Here is a 15,383-nt window from a genome sequence, read left to right as displayed (position 1 = left end):
CTAACAACAACGCCACTATTGCCCTCAGTCTCTGCGCTAACGCTCTGGGCGCTGGATAACGCTTCTTTAAACCTCTTGACCATGACGTCGCTCACACATACGCTGGTGCAACAGCGTTGCGTGGAATGCAACCCCAAAGATTTTGGTGGACACATGAGCAATGAATTCTCTGTGGCAGCCGAGCAAGGCACTTCACCCGCCTCCGGCCTCAGCCACACCCAGAACCCCAATCACACAGTCAGTAAGGACACTCGACGGCGAGTAGTCACTGCCAGCTTCATCGGCAACTTTGTTGAGTGGTTCGACTACGCCGTTTATGGCTATCTGGCCGGCATCATCTCCACAGTCTTCTTTCCGGAGTCCGACCGCCAGACAGCCCTGATGGCGACCTTCGGTGTCTTCGCCATCAGCTTCTTCGTGAGGCCGCTTGGTGGTTTCATCTGGGGCCATATCGGCGACCGCCTCGGAAGGAAGCAGGCGCTCTCCCTCTCGATCGTGCTGATGTCGGTGGCCACGTTCTGCATCGCACTGATCCCCGGCTACGCCACCATCGGCGTGATGGCCCCGATCCTGCTCCTCGTCGTAAGAGTCGTCCAAGGATTCTCCGCAGCCGGCGAGTACGCAGGGGCGTCCGCCTTCCTGGTGGAATATGCGCCGGCGAATCGCCGCGGAGTGTATGCCGCCGTCGTGCCTGCCAGTACCGCAGCGGGACTCCTGCTGGGTTCCTTGTTGGCCGCCCTGCTGAGTTCAGTCCTGACGGCAGAGCAGCTCAACGAGTGGGGCTGGCGGTTGCCGTTCCTGCTCGCCGCGCCCATGGGCCTGATCGGCAGGTACATCCGGACCAAGTTGGAGGACACCCCGGCGTTCCGCGAACTGGCTGAGAAGGACAACAGCGTCAAAGCGCCGGCTTTTGCGATGTTCCGGACGTACCGGAAGCAGCTCATCATCGCCACGGGCGCGGTCCTGCTCAACGCGGTGGGCTTCTACGTCATCCTCAGCTACATGCCCACATACCTGTCAGAGGAGCTCGGCTTCGGTGCCACGGAATCGTTCCTTGCTACCACCATTGCCCTGGCCAGCTACATCGGCTTCATCTTCCTGACGGGCATTGCCTCGGACAGGTTCGGCCGCAAGCGCATGCTGATCACGGCCTCGGTCCTCTTCATATTGCTGACGGTGCCTGCGTTCATGCTCCTGGACACCCGCAACTTCCTGGTGATCGTCCTGGTTCAGATTCTTTTGGGCGGCATGCTCACGCTCAACGACGGCACCCTACCCAGTTTCCTCGCGGAATTGTTCCCCACGAAGGTTCGTTACACGGGCTTCGCCGTCAGCTTCAACCTCTCCAACGCCCTGTTCGGCGGCACTGCTCCGTTCATGGCCACCCTCCTGATCGGCATGACCCACAACAAACTGGCACCCGGCTGGTACATCGTGGCCGCCGCCATAGTTTCCCTCATCGCAGTCCTGTTCGCCGCCGAGACTTCCAAGAAGCCCCTGCTGCGGGACTAGTACAACCCACCCATTGAAAGGAACCACCATGACCATCACCCAGAACGAGGCCGTCAACGATGTGGCCAAGCTCGAACGCACCAAGGTCCTCAACAACGGCGAAAAAGTCTCGCTGACCTTCTCCGACGCTGAGTTTGAACGCCGCCTCGCCGGCCTTCGCAGCATCATGGCCGAGAAGGACCTCGACGCCGTAGTCCTCACCAGCTACCACTCCATCAAGTACTACTCCGACTTCCTGTTCACCTACTTCGGCCGCTCTTACGGCATGGTGGTCACCAAGGATGACACGGTCACCATCACTGCAAACATCGACGCCGGTATGCCTTGGCGCCGCAGCTACGGCGACAACCTGGTGTACACGGACTGGCGCCGGGACAACTACATCCACGCCATCCAGGAAGTCCTGCGGACCCGTGGCATCAACCCGCGCCGCATCGGCGTCGAAGATGACTCGTTGCCGCTGGACAACCGCAACAAGATCCAGGCTGCCTTCTCCGGAGCAACGCTGGTGGACGTCGCGCAGGCTGCGATGCGTCAGCGCATGATCAAGTCGGACGAGGAAATCGCTGTCATCAAACACGGCGCCCGCATCGGCGACCTCGGCGGCGAGGCCATCCGCAACGCCATCACGGCGGGCATCACCGAGTATGAGGTTGCTTTGATCGGCACGGAGGCAATGGTTCACGAGATTGCCCGTACCTTCCCGGACTCGGAAATCCGCGATACCTGGGTCTGGTTCCAGTCTGGTATCAACACCGATGGCGCCCACAACTGGGCCACCACCCGGAAGATTCAAGAACACGACATCCTGTCCCTTAACTGCTTTCCCATGACCAGCGGCTACTACACCGCGCTGGAACGGACCCTGTTCTATGGCGAACCCGATGCCCGTTCGCTGGAACTGTGGAACATCAACGTTGAGGTCCATAAGCGCGGCCTGGAACTCATCAAGCCCGGTGCCGTCTGCAAGGACATCGCCGCCGAGCTCAATGAGATCTACGTCAGCCACGGACTGCTGGCCAACCGCACGTTCGGTTACGGCCACTCGTTCGGTGTGCTGAGCCATTACTACGGACGCGAAGCGGGCCTGGAGCTACGCGAGGACATTGACACCGTCCTTGAACCGGGCATGGTGGTCTCCATGGAACCGATGATCACGGTCCTGGACGGCCAGCCCGGTGCCGGTGGGTACCGCGAGCACGACATCCTGGTGGTAGCTGAAGGCGGTGCGGAGAACATCACCAAGTTCCCGTTTGGCCCCGAGTACAACATCATCGGAGCCTAATGGAGCGGCCGGTGGAGGCAGCGTAGTGTCCACCGGCCGCCGCCCTGCCCCAGCGAGATCCCCTGCCCCAGCGAAATATAGTGAACCCATGACTCCCACTGAATCCAGCGACACTCCTGACAACAGCAACGGCAACGGGGATAGCAAAAGCACCTCGGTGATCGTCAACGCCATCGCTGTCCTGAGGAGCTTCACCGCCGACGAACCGCTCCTGGGAGTCACCGAAATCGCGGGCCGCATTGGCATGCATAAGAGCACCGTTTCCCGCATCCTCGCAACGCTGGAACAGGAAAACCTTGTAGAGCGCGACGTCGATTCGCGCAGGTTCCGCTTGGGGCTGGGAATGATCGCGATGGCGGGCCCCCTCCTGGCGGAACTCGAAGAACGCCGCGTTGCCTACCCTGTGCTGCGCGAACTCACAGAGCGCACGGGGGAGACCAGCGCGCTCATGGTGTGGAACGGCAATGAATCCATGTGCGTGGAACAAATTCCCAGCAGGCACCAGGTCAAACACCTCGCTCCGTTGGGTGTCCGGTATAGCGAGGCCCTGAGTTCGTCGGTACAGGTGTTCCTTGGTGCGGAGAACGAGGACCGGGTGCGTCAGTTGTTGCGAAGCGGCTCCATCACGCTTCCGGGTTTGGACGAGGACGCTGTTGAGGCCTATCTGGCCCGAGTAGGAGAGTCAATGAAGCGCGGTTGGGCAGTGAACTTCGGGGAGACGTCCATTGAAGAAGTCGGCGTGGCATCGCCCGTTTATGACCATCGCGGCGACATCGTGGCATCAGTGCTGATCCCGGCGCCGAAATTCCGTGTATCGCAGGACATCCTGGACAGCCTCGGTGAAGCATGTGCTGCAGCAGCTGCCAAGGTCACCACACGGCTAGGCGGCCGCGCCCCGCGCTAAGCCGGGAACACGCCGTCGAGCCCCAAAAAAGAAAAAACGGCGGCCGTCCCTCAGAGGAGGCGGTCGCCGTCGTTCTTTTACCAGACGTGAGGAAGGGGCTACATCTTCCGTCGCGCTGTGGTTGTTTCGTCCGTGGCATCCCTGCCGAGCCAGGCGCCCAGGCCGATCATGGCTACGCCGAGGATCAGGTGGAGCCAGTTGTCAGCCGTGTTGAACGGGACAAAGTTGGCACCTGTTTCCTGGTTGATGACCAGGCCATAGATCCAAAGAACGATGTACACGGCGCCGCCGCCCAAGAGGAACAAGCGGGCCATGCGTGCGTTCCTTGCCATGGCCAAGCCGGCCACGCCAAACAGCAGATGAACGATGTTGTGGAGTATGGACACTTGGAAGACTCCAAGCAGCATGGCGCCGGATTCATGTCCCGCAAAGGTCATGGCGCCGAAATTGGTGGTGATTCCCGGGATAAAGCCCAGGACGCCAACCAGCAAAAATACTATGCCAACGCCCATGGCGGTGTTGCGAAGCGTCAACCCCATCATGTGGTGGTGTTCGGCGGGGTGCGAAGCGGTGGTCATCAAGTCCTCCCTTTCACGCGGTTACCCGGCTCTTCTCATGGAGAGCCGACCTGCGGCAAGGGGTGTCGCAATACCTTGCCGACGCCGCCATACTACTCCTGAAATGCCTCGGATAGCAGGGGATGAGCCCAGTTCAGCGGCGGTTAGCATGGATTCATGAGCCAAGCTCCCAACGGACGCGTGCACACGATCTTCCATGACACCCGGGACCTCACTCCTTTCCGCGAGGGCTATGTCCGCACACCCGTGCGCGGCCTCACTGACGGAGTGAATGACGTGCTTTCCGGTGTCCTTAGTGGCCGGGACCACGCGCGGTTGACTGTTGCCGGCAATGTTCCACGGTTGAAGATGCTGTCCTCCAAGACGGCGAAGGCCATGCACGAGGCGGTTTTCACTTCCACTGAGCCGGATCGACTCCTCGCTTTCGGCCGCATGAACCCGGGATGGGCTGGCCTGTGCCACGTCATGGCCGGCTTGCTTACGTACAAACATGGCGGGTTCTTGAGGGCATCGGAGCTGCTGCAGCGCGGTCTAACAACAAGGATCGACGACGACGCCAGCCAGTTCTCGGCTATGTACCTTGGGCAGGTGGTCACCAAGGTTGAGGTGGCCGAACGCATCGAGGTTCCGGTCCTGTTCAGTGAGGAGTCCGTGTTTTTGGCGTTGTCCCATTGCCTCCGCGAGATGGGGATGACCCAGGCGGCGTTGGAAGCTGTGGTGACGTTGCCGCCGTCGTTGCCTTCTGCGTTGGCGCGCTGCACTGCGGCGTACTCGTTGGAGCGCCACCGCGACGTGGTGCTGTGGACCGAGGGGTTGCTGAACACGGACGACCTCTCGGCGGCGCTCCTGTTAATACGCGCGAGGTCGCAACGGGCCAGGGGCGACTTCGAATCGGCCCAAGCGGCCTTGAAGGAAGTCCTCCGGCGTCGGAAGACCAATCTGGCATTGAAGAATGACGCCCTGACTGACAGGGCGCTGCTGGCACTTGACCAGGGCCGGCGTACATTGACTCCGCGGTCCAAGCGTCCGGCCCCTCCTGCGGAGCTGGAGACCTTGGAAGTTATCCGTAAAGACGCTGAGATGCGGCGCCTTTGGGAGAACGACTTCAGGCAGTTGGGCGGCGAATAGAAAACCGTTGTGTCTTCCAGGGGAGAGGCGTATTCTCTTAATCAACCAATCAGTTGATCAATGATTCAGTTGATCAGTGTTTGGCAGTTACGAAAGGTGCATGCGGGAATGGAACACGATGCTCAGGTGTCAGACACTGCCGACACCCTGGACAGAGCCTTCATGGCGTTGGCCGATCCGGTGAGGCGGGCCATGGTGGCCCGGCTGTCACGGGGAGATGCAACGGTCAACGAGCTCGCGGAACCATTCGCCATCACCAAGCAAGCGGTTTCAAAGCACATACAGGTCCTGGAGCACGCAGGATTGGTAACCCGCTCGCGTGACGCCCAGCGCAGGCCTGTCCATTTGGATGCAGCCGCCCTGGAGCGGTTGACCGCCTGGATCGACCAGTACCGGCTGATTGCCGAGTCCCGCTTCCGGCAGTTGGACGAGCTGCTCGGCGCACGCATCCCGAACCAGCAAAAAGAAAACACACCAGCACACAAGAAAGAAGAATCGAAATGAGCACTCCAACAACAATCACGGCCGACAGCGGCGTCCCGTTCGTTGACACGGTCCGCGATTTCGACGCTCCCGTCAGTGCAGTTTTCGAGGCCCACGTTGACCCGGACCTCTTGGCCAAGTGGTTGGGCCCGCGCAACACGCAGACGAAAATTACCGAGTACAACGCAACCACCGGCGGCAGCTGGCGTTATGAAAGCGGCGACGACAGCGGGATGTACGGCTTCCGCGGCGTTTTCCATACCGTTGAATCCGACGCATTGATCATCCAGACCATCGAGTTCGAGGGCGCGCCCAACCAAGTGGTCATCAGTACCACCACTTTCGAGGAAATTGATGGCAGGACGCGGATGGCAGCCCACGAGGTCTACCCCTCGGTTGAAGCGCGGGACATGGCTTTGGCTACTGGGATGGACTATGGCGTGATCGAAGGATACGAGCGGCTGGATGAACTGCTTGCCGCCTAAGCGCCGGCCGGCCGTAGCTGTGGCAGAAGCGGAAGGAGCTGCTCCGATAGCAGCACTGTCCCCAGCCCGATCATGATGATCCCGCTGACCAAGGTCACAACGCGGGCGGCGCCAGGCCGGGAAGCCAACAGCTTCCTGGAGGTCAACGCGACGGCCGTGTAGACCACCCCGGCAAGGACGACGAAGGTTAGGCCCAGCAAGCCCGACTGGACCGGAACAGGCAGTGCTGCCTCGGGGCTGACGAACTGTGGCACCAGCGCCACGAAGAAGAGCAGGCCCTTGGGATTGATGCCGCTGGTGCCCATGCCCTGAAGGAACGTGCGGAGCTGGTTACCGGACTGCACGACGCCGCCTTCCGCACTGAAGCTCGCGCCTCGCCATGAGCGGATGGTAGCCACGCCGAGCCACAGCAGGTAGGCGGCACCGGCGATGGTCAGCCACCCCAGAAGTCCCGGTACTCCGGCCAGGAGAGCCGCCAACCCTGCCGTCATGAGCAGGGTGTGAATGACATAGCCGCTACACAGGCCAGCCACCGCGGGGACGAAGCTGCGTTGCTTGAGTCCCGCCGAAATCGAGTAGGCCCAGTCGACGCCGGGCGTGCATGCCAAACTGACGGCGACGATCATGAAGGCCAGAAACAGCTGCGGGTTCACGTTTTCTCTCCAGGGCTAGATGGTAGGAAAACTCTAGGGAAAAAGGGCGCATAAGTGTTCCCGTTTCTAGCCCGTTCCCGGCTGATTTGGGTAACATTATTGCGTGATTGACGGAATTGATAGAAGTATTTTGCGCCACCTCAAAGAGGATGGCCGAATGACTGCCACGGCCCTTGCCTCGAAGGTGGGTTTGACGGTGGCTCCATGCCACCGGCGGCTCCGCGATCTGGAATCCTCAGGAGTGATCCGTGGCTACCGTGCAGACATCGACCCTGCCGCGGTGGGCCTGGGTTTCGAAGCGATTGTTTTTGTCACCCTCAAGCAGGTGGAACGCACCATCATGGCGGAGTTTGAAGAGCGTGTCACCGCCAGTCCCAACATCGTGGAGGCCCAGCGACTTTTCGGATCCCCGGATTATCTGCTCAAAGTCATTGCCGCGGACCTGCCCGCATATCAGCGGTTCTACGACGACGAGCTCGCGGCGCTTCCCGCGGTGGAACGCCTCACGTCAACGCTGGTGATGAAGAACCTGAAAACCAACATCGGACCGCCGGTCTAGCCGGCCCTACTCTGCCAGCAAGCCCGTTGTCCGGTAGGGGATCACTTCCCGCAGGAACATGCTGGTGGACGTGCGCACTATCCCTGGGCATAGGCGGATCTCTTCGGATACCCGGTACAGATCGTCCGGGCTCTTGGCCACAACCCTGATGATGAGGTCGGTATCGCCAGCGGGGGCGTGGCATTCCAGGACTTCGGGGATCTCCCGTAGGGCAGCGATTGCCTCGTTCAGGTGGCTTTGATCGAGCTCGGCGCTGACGGCGGCAGCCACACCGCGTCCCAAAGCCGAGGGCAGGACGCGGCTGCTGTTGGGACGGAGTGCTCCGGATGCCGTCATCCGTTCCAGGCGCGACTGAACTGTTCCGCGAGCGAGGTGCAGCTTCTGGGCCAGCACCATGATGGGCACGCGTGGGTCCTCGTCCAAGGCAGCGAGGATCCGGCGGTCCGTGGCGTCGAGTTCCTGCAAAGTGATCACTTCCTGACTAGCTATTCACATCTGACTGATCAGATCGACCAACCATTGGGGTGTCTGTTGCACCAACTGTATGTCTCCTGCTCAAATGGTGACAACGAAGCAGGACGAGGCTACCGCCAAAACCCGCAGGCACCAGGACCCCGGAACACCACCCGGAGCCCTGCACAGGTTTCCCGCAAGGAAGCAGCCGCTGATTGACTCTTGTTCACAGCATTGTCATTCTGCACCCCGCCCCTTCACCCGGGCGCCGCAGCAAGAGCCCCTGAGCTACCGGATCGTTGCGGTAGCTGAGGGGCTCTTGTGGTTGCCGGCACAGTTGCTGGCGCTTCTGCCCCGGCGCATAGGCTTGGACCATGACTTCTGCTGGCCGCTTCGCTCCGAGCCCCTCCGGCGAATTGCACGTCGGCAACCTTCGCACCGCCATTCTTGCCTGGCTGTTCGCGAAGTCCAGCGGCCGGAAGTTCCTGCTGCGCGTCGAGGACCTGGACCGTGCCCGGTCCGGCGCCGAGGCGGAGCAGCTCCGCGATCTGCAGGCCGTGGGCGTCAGCTGGGATGACGCCGTCGTGCGCCAGACTGAGCGGGCGGCGCTGTATGAAGCAGCGATCGCTCGTCTCACGGCCGAAGGCCGCACCTACGAGTGCTTCTGCACGCGGCGCGAGATCCAGGAAGCGCCGTCCGCGCCGCATGCGCCCCAGGGCGCCTACCCGGGGACGTGTCGGCGGCTTTCTCACGCCGAACGCGAGATCCGGCGCGCGACTCGTCCCGCTTCCATTCGCCTGCTGTCAGAGGTTTCGGAGTGGGCTGTTGAGGACCAGTTGCACGGCAAGTACGTGGGTGTGGTGGATGACTTTGTGCTTCGCCGAAACGACGGCGTCACCGCCTACAATCTCGCCGTAGTTGTTGACGATGCCGCCCAAGGAATTGACCAGGTGGTGCGGGGCGACGACCTCCTCTCGTCCACCCCTCGGCAGGCGTATTTGGCAACGCTGCTGGGGCTGCAGACACCGGAATACGCCCACGTTCCGTTAGTGGTGAACCACGACGGCGTCAGGCTGGCAAAACGCGACGGTGCCGTCACGCTAGGCGACCTCGCCGCCGTCGGAATTACTGCTGCTCGCGTGCGTGACCTGATCCTTGAATCCCTCGAATTGCCAGCCGGAAGCGTGCAGGATGCCTTGCCGCACTTCACGCCGTGGAACGTGCCGAGGGAACCCTGGGTGTGGAAAACTCCCGGGTTTGAACCGACCGCCGCGTAGGCTGTCTGGATGCAGTCACAGCTGATCGCCCCAGGTTTCGAACCCGTCGCCGAGCTCTTCGGCCGTTTTCTCGAGCAGGATCCTGATTACTCTGCGCAAGTTGCGGCGTACCATCGCGGGGTCAAGGTGCTGGACCTCAGTGGTGGTCCGCACACCCGCCCCGATTCCGTCACGGGCGTCTTCTCCTGTTCCAAGGGCATGGCAGGGCTGGTCATGGCGTTGCTCGTCCAAGACGGCCAGCTGGATCTTGAAGCGGAAGTGGTCAAGTATTGGCCCGAATTCGGCGCTGAGGGCAAGTCTTCCGTGACGGTTGCCCAGCTCCTTTCGCATCAGGCCGGGCTCCTTGGAGTGGAAGGCGGCCTAACCCTCCACGAGGTCAACAACTCCGAGCTCGCGGCTGCCAAGCTCGCCAAACTTCCGCCGCTATGGACGCCCGGTGCGGCGTTCGGATATCACGCGCTGACCATCGGCATTTTCATGGAAGAGCTGTGCCGCCGCATCACCGGTTCCACGCTGCAGGAGGCTTACGAGCAGCGGATCCGTGCCGTGACCGGTGCGCACTTCTACCTTGGCCTGCCCGATTCCGAGGAACCCCGCTTTGCGCCGTTCCGCTGGGCGGCTGATCCCTCGCAGCCGTGGGTGGACCCGGCCAGCCACTTCGGCCTGGCCGCCAACGCGGCTTTCGGCGACATCCTGGACCTTCCCAACATGGAGGAAGTCCGGGCCGCGGGGCTGAGCTCGGTAGCGGGCGTGGCCAGCGCGGAAGGCATGGCGAGGATCTATGCGGCGGCGTTGACTGGTTTGACGGATGAATCCATGGCGCCCCTCCTGACAGAGGAAACTATCCGGACTGTGTCCGCCGAACAGGTCTTCGGGATCGACCGCGTATTTGGCGAGACCGGCTGCTTCGGCACCGTTTTCATGAAGTCCCACATGCGGATGCCGTTCGGCAGCTATCGTGCATTCGGGCATGACGGCGCCAGCGCATCTTTGGGGTTCGCGGACCCTGTATATGAACTCGGCTTTGGCTACGTGCCGCAGGCGGCCGAGCCCGGGGGAGTGGGGTGCCGCAACTTCCAGCTGAGTTCGGCGGTCAGGGAAGTCATCGCCGGTTTCACTGCTTAGTGGAGCTGCGCTGCCGGGACGCCGGCCGCCATTCCTGCCCACAAAGTGTCCGTGGTGGCGGTGACGACGTCCTCCACTGAGTTCCCGTCCAACTGCCCGCCGGCCGCAAGAAGGGCCGTGCCGTGAAGGCTGACGAAGCACACCATGGCCAGTGTCTCGGGGTTTCCGGCGGCCAGGGCCCCGGCTTCCTGCGCCTCGGCAACCATGGCTTGGGCAACGTGTATACCCTGTACGCCGGTGCTTCGCAGCTCCTCGCTGGAATCGGGGTGATGCTTGGTGGAGTACATCACCGTCAGCAGGGCCGGGTGCTCAACAGCGAAGTCAACGTAGGCCTTGCCAACACTGACGAAACGGCCGCGGAGGTCTTCGCGGGACTGGGCGGCGTCCTGGATGAGGCGGTTCATCGACTCAAAACCGGCCAGTGCCACTGCGTCGATCAGGGCCTGCTTGTCGCGGAAGTGCTTGGCTGGGGCACCGTGGCTGACGTTCACGTCGCGGGCCAGCTGCCGTAGGGAGAGTCCTTCCACTCCGGCTTCTTCGATGGTTTCCATGGCGCGTTCCAGCAGTGCTTCCCGGAGTTTGCCGTGATGGTAGGGCTGGTCAGTCATGGATCAAGTCTAAGCCAATGTAGTCATTGACAACAAAGTAGACACTGCCTACCATGTAGGCAGCGACTACATTTAGTTCAGCCTCAACTGATTGGATTCAGCCATGACCATGATTTACGCAGGTACCACTGCCCTCATTACCGGTGCTAGCTCCGGCCTCGGCGCCGAGTTCGCCGGACAATTTGCTGCCCGGGGTTCCAACCTTGTCCTGGTGGCCAGGCGTGCCGATCGCCTTGAGGAGTTGGCCCAGGACTTGCGTTCCCGGCACGGGGTCACCGTTACTGTACTTCCCATGGACCTCGGACGTGCAGGAGTAGGACGCGAGCTCTTCAGCGAACTGTCCGGCCGCGGAATCACCGTGGACACCTTAATCAACAACGCTGGTTTCGGAACCCATGGCCCGTTGGTGGAGGAAGACCCGGACACTATTGCCTCTGAGATTTCCTTGAATGTGGCCGCGCTGGTGGACATTACCCGTGCCTTCCTACCGGGGCTGCTCACATCCGGGAAGGGTGCGCTGCTGAATGTCGCCAGCACTGCCGCTTTCCAGCCCATTCCCGGTATGGCCGTTTACGGCGCCACCAAGGCCTTCGTCCTCAGCTTCACCGAAGCCGTGGCCCACGAAACCAAAAACTCCGGGCTCAACGTCCTGGCCCTTTGCCCCGGTGCAACGCGCACCGAGTTCTTCGACGTCCTTGGTGGCCAGTCCGCAGCCGTTGGCAAAATGCAGACCTCCGAACAAGTTGTGGGAACTGCGCTCAAGGCTCTGGATCGCAAAGACACACCCGGCAGCGTCGTTTCGGGTTGGGTCAACCGCGTCGCGGCCGGATTCGCGCAGCGTTTGCCAAGGGCCGTCACCGTCGCCATTGCTGCGCGCGCAGTTCAGGACTGGTAGAGCCGGTGTTTCAGGTCCCGTCACAGCGGATAGCCTGAAGGGGAGGACCGATCCCCGCCGGTCCCTCTTCAAGCCGGAGGCCAGCATGACCGAACCACGCTTTACCGTAGAGACAGCCCAGGTTTTGGCCGAGGTGGCTCACAACCGGCAGAAGGACAAGCTCAAACGGCCGTATCGGGAACACGTTCTGGCTGTGGGCGATGCCCTTGCGGACTTCGACGAAGACATCCAGATCGCCGGCTACCTTCACGACATCGCCGAAGACACGCCCATCACCCGGCAAGCCCTGCTGGAAATGGGAGTGTCCGAGCGGGCGGTAGACATCATCGAGCGCGTCACCCGCCGTTTCCATGACGATCCTGATGATTACGACGCCGGCATCCGTTTCGTTGCGGAGGACCACGACGCAACGTTGGTGAAGATCGCGGACAATGCCCACAATTCTTTGCCGGAGAGGGTCAAAGCGCTAGCTGAAAAGTGGCCGGACAAGCCCCCGGTAACCCGCTATGCCGATGCCCGCCCTGTGCTGTACACGGCGGTTCCCCGGGAAGAGGTCCGGATGATCCTGGAGCGAATCAACCCGTACCTGCTTGGGGAGCTGGACGAAATCGTGCCCGAGTAGCCCTTCGCCCCTCGTTGTGGGGCCTGCTCTGCGTGCCTGGAGCGGGAATCAGGGCGCACAGTAGGCCCCGCAACGAGAGCTCTTTGGCCCCGGCGTTAGCCTGCGGCCGTTTCCAGCCGACGGAGTGCCGCGGCCCTGCCCTTGTGCCCGCGTCGTTCGTCGTACGCGATGGACAGGCCCAGGACCAGCATCATGACCAGCATGCAGACCGGCACGGAGGCACCCGCCGCCGCCAGGGCAATGCTGGACGCCAGGCCCAGGACCACCAGCGTGGAGCTCACGAGAAGCTCGCGATCGGGGCCCAGCATGAGGCAGTAAAGGGTGGTGAGGGAAGCTTTGAACAGGATGACCGGAATGGCGATGGATGCCACGGCGGCAGCGGCCGGGATATGTGTTTCGTGATCAATGAAATACGCGGCAACGTGCAGGCCCGCACCTGTGGCCGCAATGGCTGCAAAGACAGGCATGTGCCCGTAGCCAAACAGCCATGAACGATGCCGCTGGACGTGGAGGGCCGGGCCTGCGGGCAGGATGAAGTAGATCCACCACATGGCAAAGGCGAGCCCGGTGCCGCTCAATCCAACCAAAGCGGCGTCCATGGACCACTGGTGGGTAGCCACGATGGCTCGCAGGGTTTCAATGGCACCAATCAAACATTCTCCCAAGGCGATGATGGCCAGAAGGCCGTACCTTTCAGCGATGTGATGAGCATGCCACGGGGTGCGGATGTTCCGTTCAGCGAAGTAGGGTGCCGCCATCTCCATGATGAACAGCGGAGCCGCCATGAGGAAAGTGGTAAGGACGCTCGCATCCACCAGCAGCACAACAACCCAGCCGATCTGCACGATCGCCACGTACTTCGCATAGCGCAAACAGGTTTCCCGGCGGTCGGGATCCTGTCGCGCGGCGCGAAGCCACTGGAAGATCAGGGCCACCCTCATGACGATGTAGCCGAGCACCATGGTGAAGTTGTCCACGTGCTTGCCCTCGATGATGGAGTGGAACACCGGCTCGATGCCCATAGCCAGGATGAGCACACCCACCATCTGCACCATGGTGACAACACGGAACACCCAGTCATCGGTGTCGTAGGCGCTGGCGAACCAGGTGAAGTTGATCCACGCCCAGATCACGGCAAACATGGCGAACGAGAATGCGAGGAGCCCCGGCCAGAAATGTGCCTCCGCCACGGCATGGGCGAACTGGTTGCCGGCCACACCGAAGGCGATGACGAAGGTCAGGTCGAAGAAGAGCTCCAGCGGAGTTGCTGTGCGGTGCTGTTCGTGGGGATCGCGGCCGCCCATGCGCGACAGCGCATGGCGAAGGGGATTCGAGGACATGGCTCAAAGATTACCGGTGCCACTGCCTCCGCGCCGAGAGCACGGGAATGCGTCGAGACCACCCGGAAGGTTCCAGCGAACCCCGAAGCATTCCCACGAACTCGCGGGAAGCCGAACCTACACGCGCCCCAGGGCGTCGATGTCCTCCAGGAAATCCTGATGCACCTCGGGACTGACAGTGGTCCGGGTATCCCCAATCGCGTCGAGGTAGTCCTGGGTGACCGGCCCCTTACGCCCGTTGGACGCAACGCCGGCTGAACCGCCCGAAGCAGCATCGTCGTCGTACACGGCTTTTTCCAAAGCGCGCTGGGAGGCGCTTCGTGCGGCGAACTCGATGTCGGCAGGCGAGAAGCCCTCGGTTCGTTCCACCAGCTGGGCGATGTCAACGGAATCCACCACGGTTGCGGGGATGAATCGCTGCCACATGGCTTCACGGGCGTGGACGTCAGGGAGGCCAATGGGAATGACGTAGTCGAACCGGCCGTGGCGCAGGAACGCGGTGTCCAGGGCGCGGATGAAGTTGGTGGCACACACCAGCAGGCGGCCGGGTTGTTCGCGGAAGGCCGGGATGATCTTGAGGAGTTCGTTGGTGACGCCCTGCAACGGCGACGGCGGATCACCGGCGCGCTGCGATGCGATTTCTTCCACTTCGTCAATGAACACCACGGCGTGCTCCAGCTCGGCGATTTCCAGGAATGTCTCGCGCAGCGCACCCGCCAAGCCCTTGGGATCGGCGGCCAGGCGGGACGGGAAGACCTCCACGAACGGCCACTCGAGGCGGGAGGCTATGGCCTTGGCGAACGTGGTCTTGCCGGTACCGGGAGGGCCGAACAGCACCACGGCGCGTGGGGGAACAACACCGTATTCGTCGGCGAGGTCTGCCTCGGCCAAGGGGAGCACCAGGCGACGTTCCAGCAGCTCCTTCTCGCGGCGCATGCCGGCCACGTTCTCCCACAGGTCGCGGGCAAGGATGCGCCCGCCCAGCAGCCCCAATGCGCCAAGTTCCTGCCGCTGCACGGGGATGGTCCGCTCGAAGTAGCGCAGGTTCTTCTTCACCACGAAACCGCGGCCAAGGAATGCTTCCACTCGCGTTTCCGTTTCCGGCATGAGTGCGGAGAGTTTGTTGAGCCCGTGCGGGGCCATGCGATTCTCGACGGCGGACAGCAGCGAGGTGCCGATGCCGCGGCCACGGAACTCCGTGAGCGTGGCCAGGAAGACGATCCAGCCTTGGTCGTGTGCGGCGCGTCCGACGGCGGCACCCACCACCTGCTCGCCCTGCACCGCCACCACGGCATGGTCCTTTTCGCAGGAGGCCAGAACCTCGGACAGCGCGTAAACAGGCTCAACACCGTCGGCCTTGAGTGACTCCCAGAGGTGCAGGATGCCGTCCAAATCGGACGAGTGGAAGTCCCTGATGCGCCAGTTGCTCATGGCTGTATCTCCTGAGTCTGCTAAGTGAGTCGCCGTTGATCTCTT

The 15,383-nt window shown here is 62.1% G+C and carries 17 protein-coding genes; 11 read left to right on the top strand and 6 right to left on the bottom strand.

Going from position 1 to position 15,383, the window contains the following annotated elements:
* Positions 1–153 precede the first annotated feature (153 nt).
* The 3 genes from J7I86_RS18190 (at position 154) to J7I86_RS18180 (ending at position 3,701) form a co-directional block, all read left to right on the top strand.
* Positions 154–1,512, top strand: coding sequence for an MFS transporter (locus J7I86_RS18190; protein ID WP_214822102.1), 1,359 nt, complete (start codon positions 154–156; stop codon positions 1,510–1,512).
* Between the two features lie 28 nt (positions 1,513–1,540).
* On the top strand, positions 1,541–2,797 hold the full coding sequence (locus tag J7I86_RS18185; protein ID WP_214822100.1) for an aminopeptidase P family protein: 1,257 nt from the start codon (positions 1,541–1,543) through the stop codon (positions 2,795–2,797).
* Between the two features lie 88 nt (positions 2,798–2,885).
* The gene (locus tag J7I86_RS18180; RefSeq protein WP_214822099.1) at positions 2,886–3,701 is read left to right on the top strand and encodes an IclR family transcriptional regulator; all 816 of its coding nucleotides are present in this window, start codon (positions 2,886–2,888) and stop codon (positions 3,699–3,701) included.
* Positions 3,702–3,799: 98 nt separating this feature from the next.
* Here the strand turns inward: J7I86_RS18180 and J7I86_RS18175 are convergent, their stop codons facing one another.
* Complete coding sequence (locus J7I86_RS18175) at positions 3,800–4,279, bottom strand: DUF4383 domain-containing protein (RefSeq protein ID WP_214822098.1); 480 nt, start codon at positions 4,277–4,279, stop codon at positions 3,800–3,802.
* Between the two features lie 156 nt (positions 4,280–4,435).
* On the opposite strand from J7I86_RS18175, the gene J7I86_RS18170 reads away from it, so the two are divergent.
* The 3 genes from J7I86_RS18170 (at position 4,436) to J7I86_RS18160 (ending at position 6,375) form a co-directional block, all read left to right on the top strand.
* Positions 4,436–5,407, top strand: a complete 972-nt coding sequence (locus tag J7I86_RS18170) for a hypothetical protein (RefSeq protein ID WP_214822097.1) — start codon at positions 4,436–4,438, stop codon at positions 5,405–5,407.
* A 108-nt stretch (positions 5,408–5,515) separates the two neighbouring features.
* Positions 5,516–5,911 (top strand): helix-turn-helix transcriptional regulator, encoded by a 396-nt coding sequence (locus J7I86_RS18165; RefSeq protein WP_214822096.1) that lies wholly within the window; start codon positions 5,516–5,518, stop codon positions 5,909–5,911.
* Positions 5,908–6,375 (top strand): SRPBCC family protein, encoded by a 468-nt coding sequence (locus J7I86_RS18160; RefSeq protein ID WP_214822094.1) that lies wholly within the window; start codon positions 5,908–5,910, stop codon positions 6,373–6,375. Before J7I86_RS18165 ends, J7I86_RS18160 begins: the two co-directional genes overlap by 4 nt.
* Here J7I86_RS18160 and J7I86_RS18155 read toward each other — a convergent pair.
* Entirely contained in the window at positions 6,372–7,028 is a 657-nt protein-coding gene (locus J7I86_RS18155; RefSeq protein ID WP_214822092.1) for a LysE family translocator, read from the bottom strand. The genes J7I86_RS18160 and J7I86_RS18155 overlap by 4 nt on opposite strands.
* A 103-nt stretch (positions 7,029–7,131) precedes the next feature.
* Between J7I86_RS18155 and J7I86_RS18150 the strand changes: the two genes are divergently transcribed.
* Complete coding sequence (locus tag J7I86_RS18150) at positions 7,132–7,587, top strand: Lrp/AsnC family transcriptional regulator (protein ID WP_214822090.1); 456 nt, start codon at positions 7,132–7,134, stop codon at positions 7,585–7,587.
* 6 nt (positions 7,588–7,593) lie between these two features.
* Here J7I86_RS18150 and J7I86_RS18145 read toward each other — a convergent pair whose 3' ends face one another.
* A complete protein-coding gene (locus tag J7I86_RS18145) occupies positions 7,594–8,052 on the bottom strand; it encodes an Lrp/AsnC family transcriptional regulator (protein ID WP_024818488.1) in 459 nt (152 codons plus the stop codon).
* Between the two features lie 362 nt (positions 8,053–8,414).
* Here J7I86_RS18145 and gluQRS point away from each other — a divergent pair, with 362 nt between their 5' ends.
* On the top strand, positions 8,415–9,317 hold the full coding sequence (gene gluQRS, locus J7I86_RS18140) for a tRNA glutamyl-Q(34) synthetase GluQRS (RefSeq protein ID WP_214822089.1): 903 nt from the start codon (positions 8,415–8,417) through the stop codon (positions 9,315–9,317).
* Positions 9,318–9,326: 9 nt separating this feature from the next.
* The gene (locus J7I86_RS18135) at positions 9,327–10,442 is read left to right on the top strand and encodes a serine hydrolase domain-containing protein (protein ID WP_214822087.1); all 1,116 of its coding nucleotides are present in this window, start codon (positions 9,327–9,329) and stop codon (positions 10,440–10,442) included.
* Here the strand turns inward: J7I86_RS18135 and J7I86_RS18130 are convergent.
* The gene (locus J7I86_RS18130; RefSeq protein WP_214822085.1) at positions 10,439–11,050 is read right to left on the bottom strand and encodes a TetR/AcrR family transcriptional regulator; all 612 of its coding nucleotides are present in this window, start codon (positions 11,048–11,050) and stop codon (positions 10,439–10,441) included. The two genes, J7I86_RS18135 and J7I86_RS18130, sit on opposite strands and share 4 nt — an antisense overlap.
* A gap of 103 nt (positions 11,051–11,153) precedes the next feature.
* On the opposite strand from J7I86_RS18130, the gene J7I86_RS18125 reads away from it, so the two are divergent.
* Positions 11,154–11,945: an SDR family oxidoreductase gene (locus J7I86_RS18125; protein ID WP_214822083.1), complete on the top strand. Its 792-nt coding sequence runs from the start codon at positions 11,154–11,156 to the stop codon at positions 11,943–11,945.
* Between the two features lie 85 nt (positions 11,946–12,030).
* Positions 12,031–12,567: an HD domain-containing protein gene (locus tag J7I86_RS18120; RefSeq protein ID WP_214822081.1), complete on the top strand. Its 537-nt coding sequence runs from the start codon at positions 12,031–12,033 to the stop codon at positions 12,565–12,567.
* Positions 12,568–12,662: 95 nt separating this feature from the next.
* On the opposite strand, the gene J7I86_RS18115 is transcribed toward J7I86_RS18120, so the two are convergent.
* Positions 12,663–13,907 carry a low temperature requirement protein A gene (locus J7I86_RS18115; RefSeq protein ID WP_214822079.1) on the bottom strand — a complete coding sequence of 415 codons (1,245 nt, stop codon included), beginning with the start codon at positions 13,905–13,907 and terminating at the stop codon, positions 12,663–12,665.
* 117 nt (positions 13,908–14,024) lie between these two features.
* Positions 14,025–15,338, bottom strand: a complete 1,314-nt coding sequence (locus J7I86_RS18110) for an ATP-binding protein (protein ID WP_214822077.1) — start codon at positions 15,336–15,338, stop codon at positions 14,025–14,027.
* Positions 15,339–15,383 lie beyond the last annotated feature (45 nt).

It is taken from the genome of Arthrobacter sp. ISL-95 (assembly GCF_018613695.1).
In the GTDB taxonomy this organism is placed as follows: domain Bacteria; phylum Actinomycetota; class Actinomycetes; order Actinomycetales; family Micrococcaceae; genus Arthrobacter.
The sequence above is the reverse complement of the archived record's forward strand: the minus strand, read 5'-3'. Positions and strand labels throughout refer to the sequence as shown.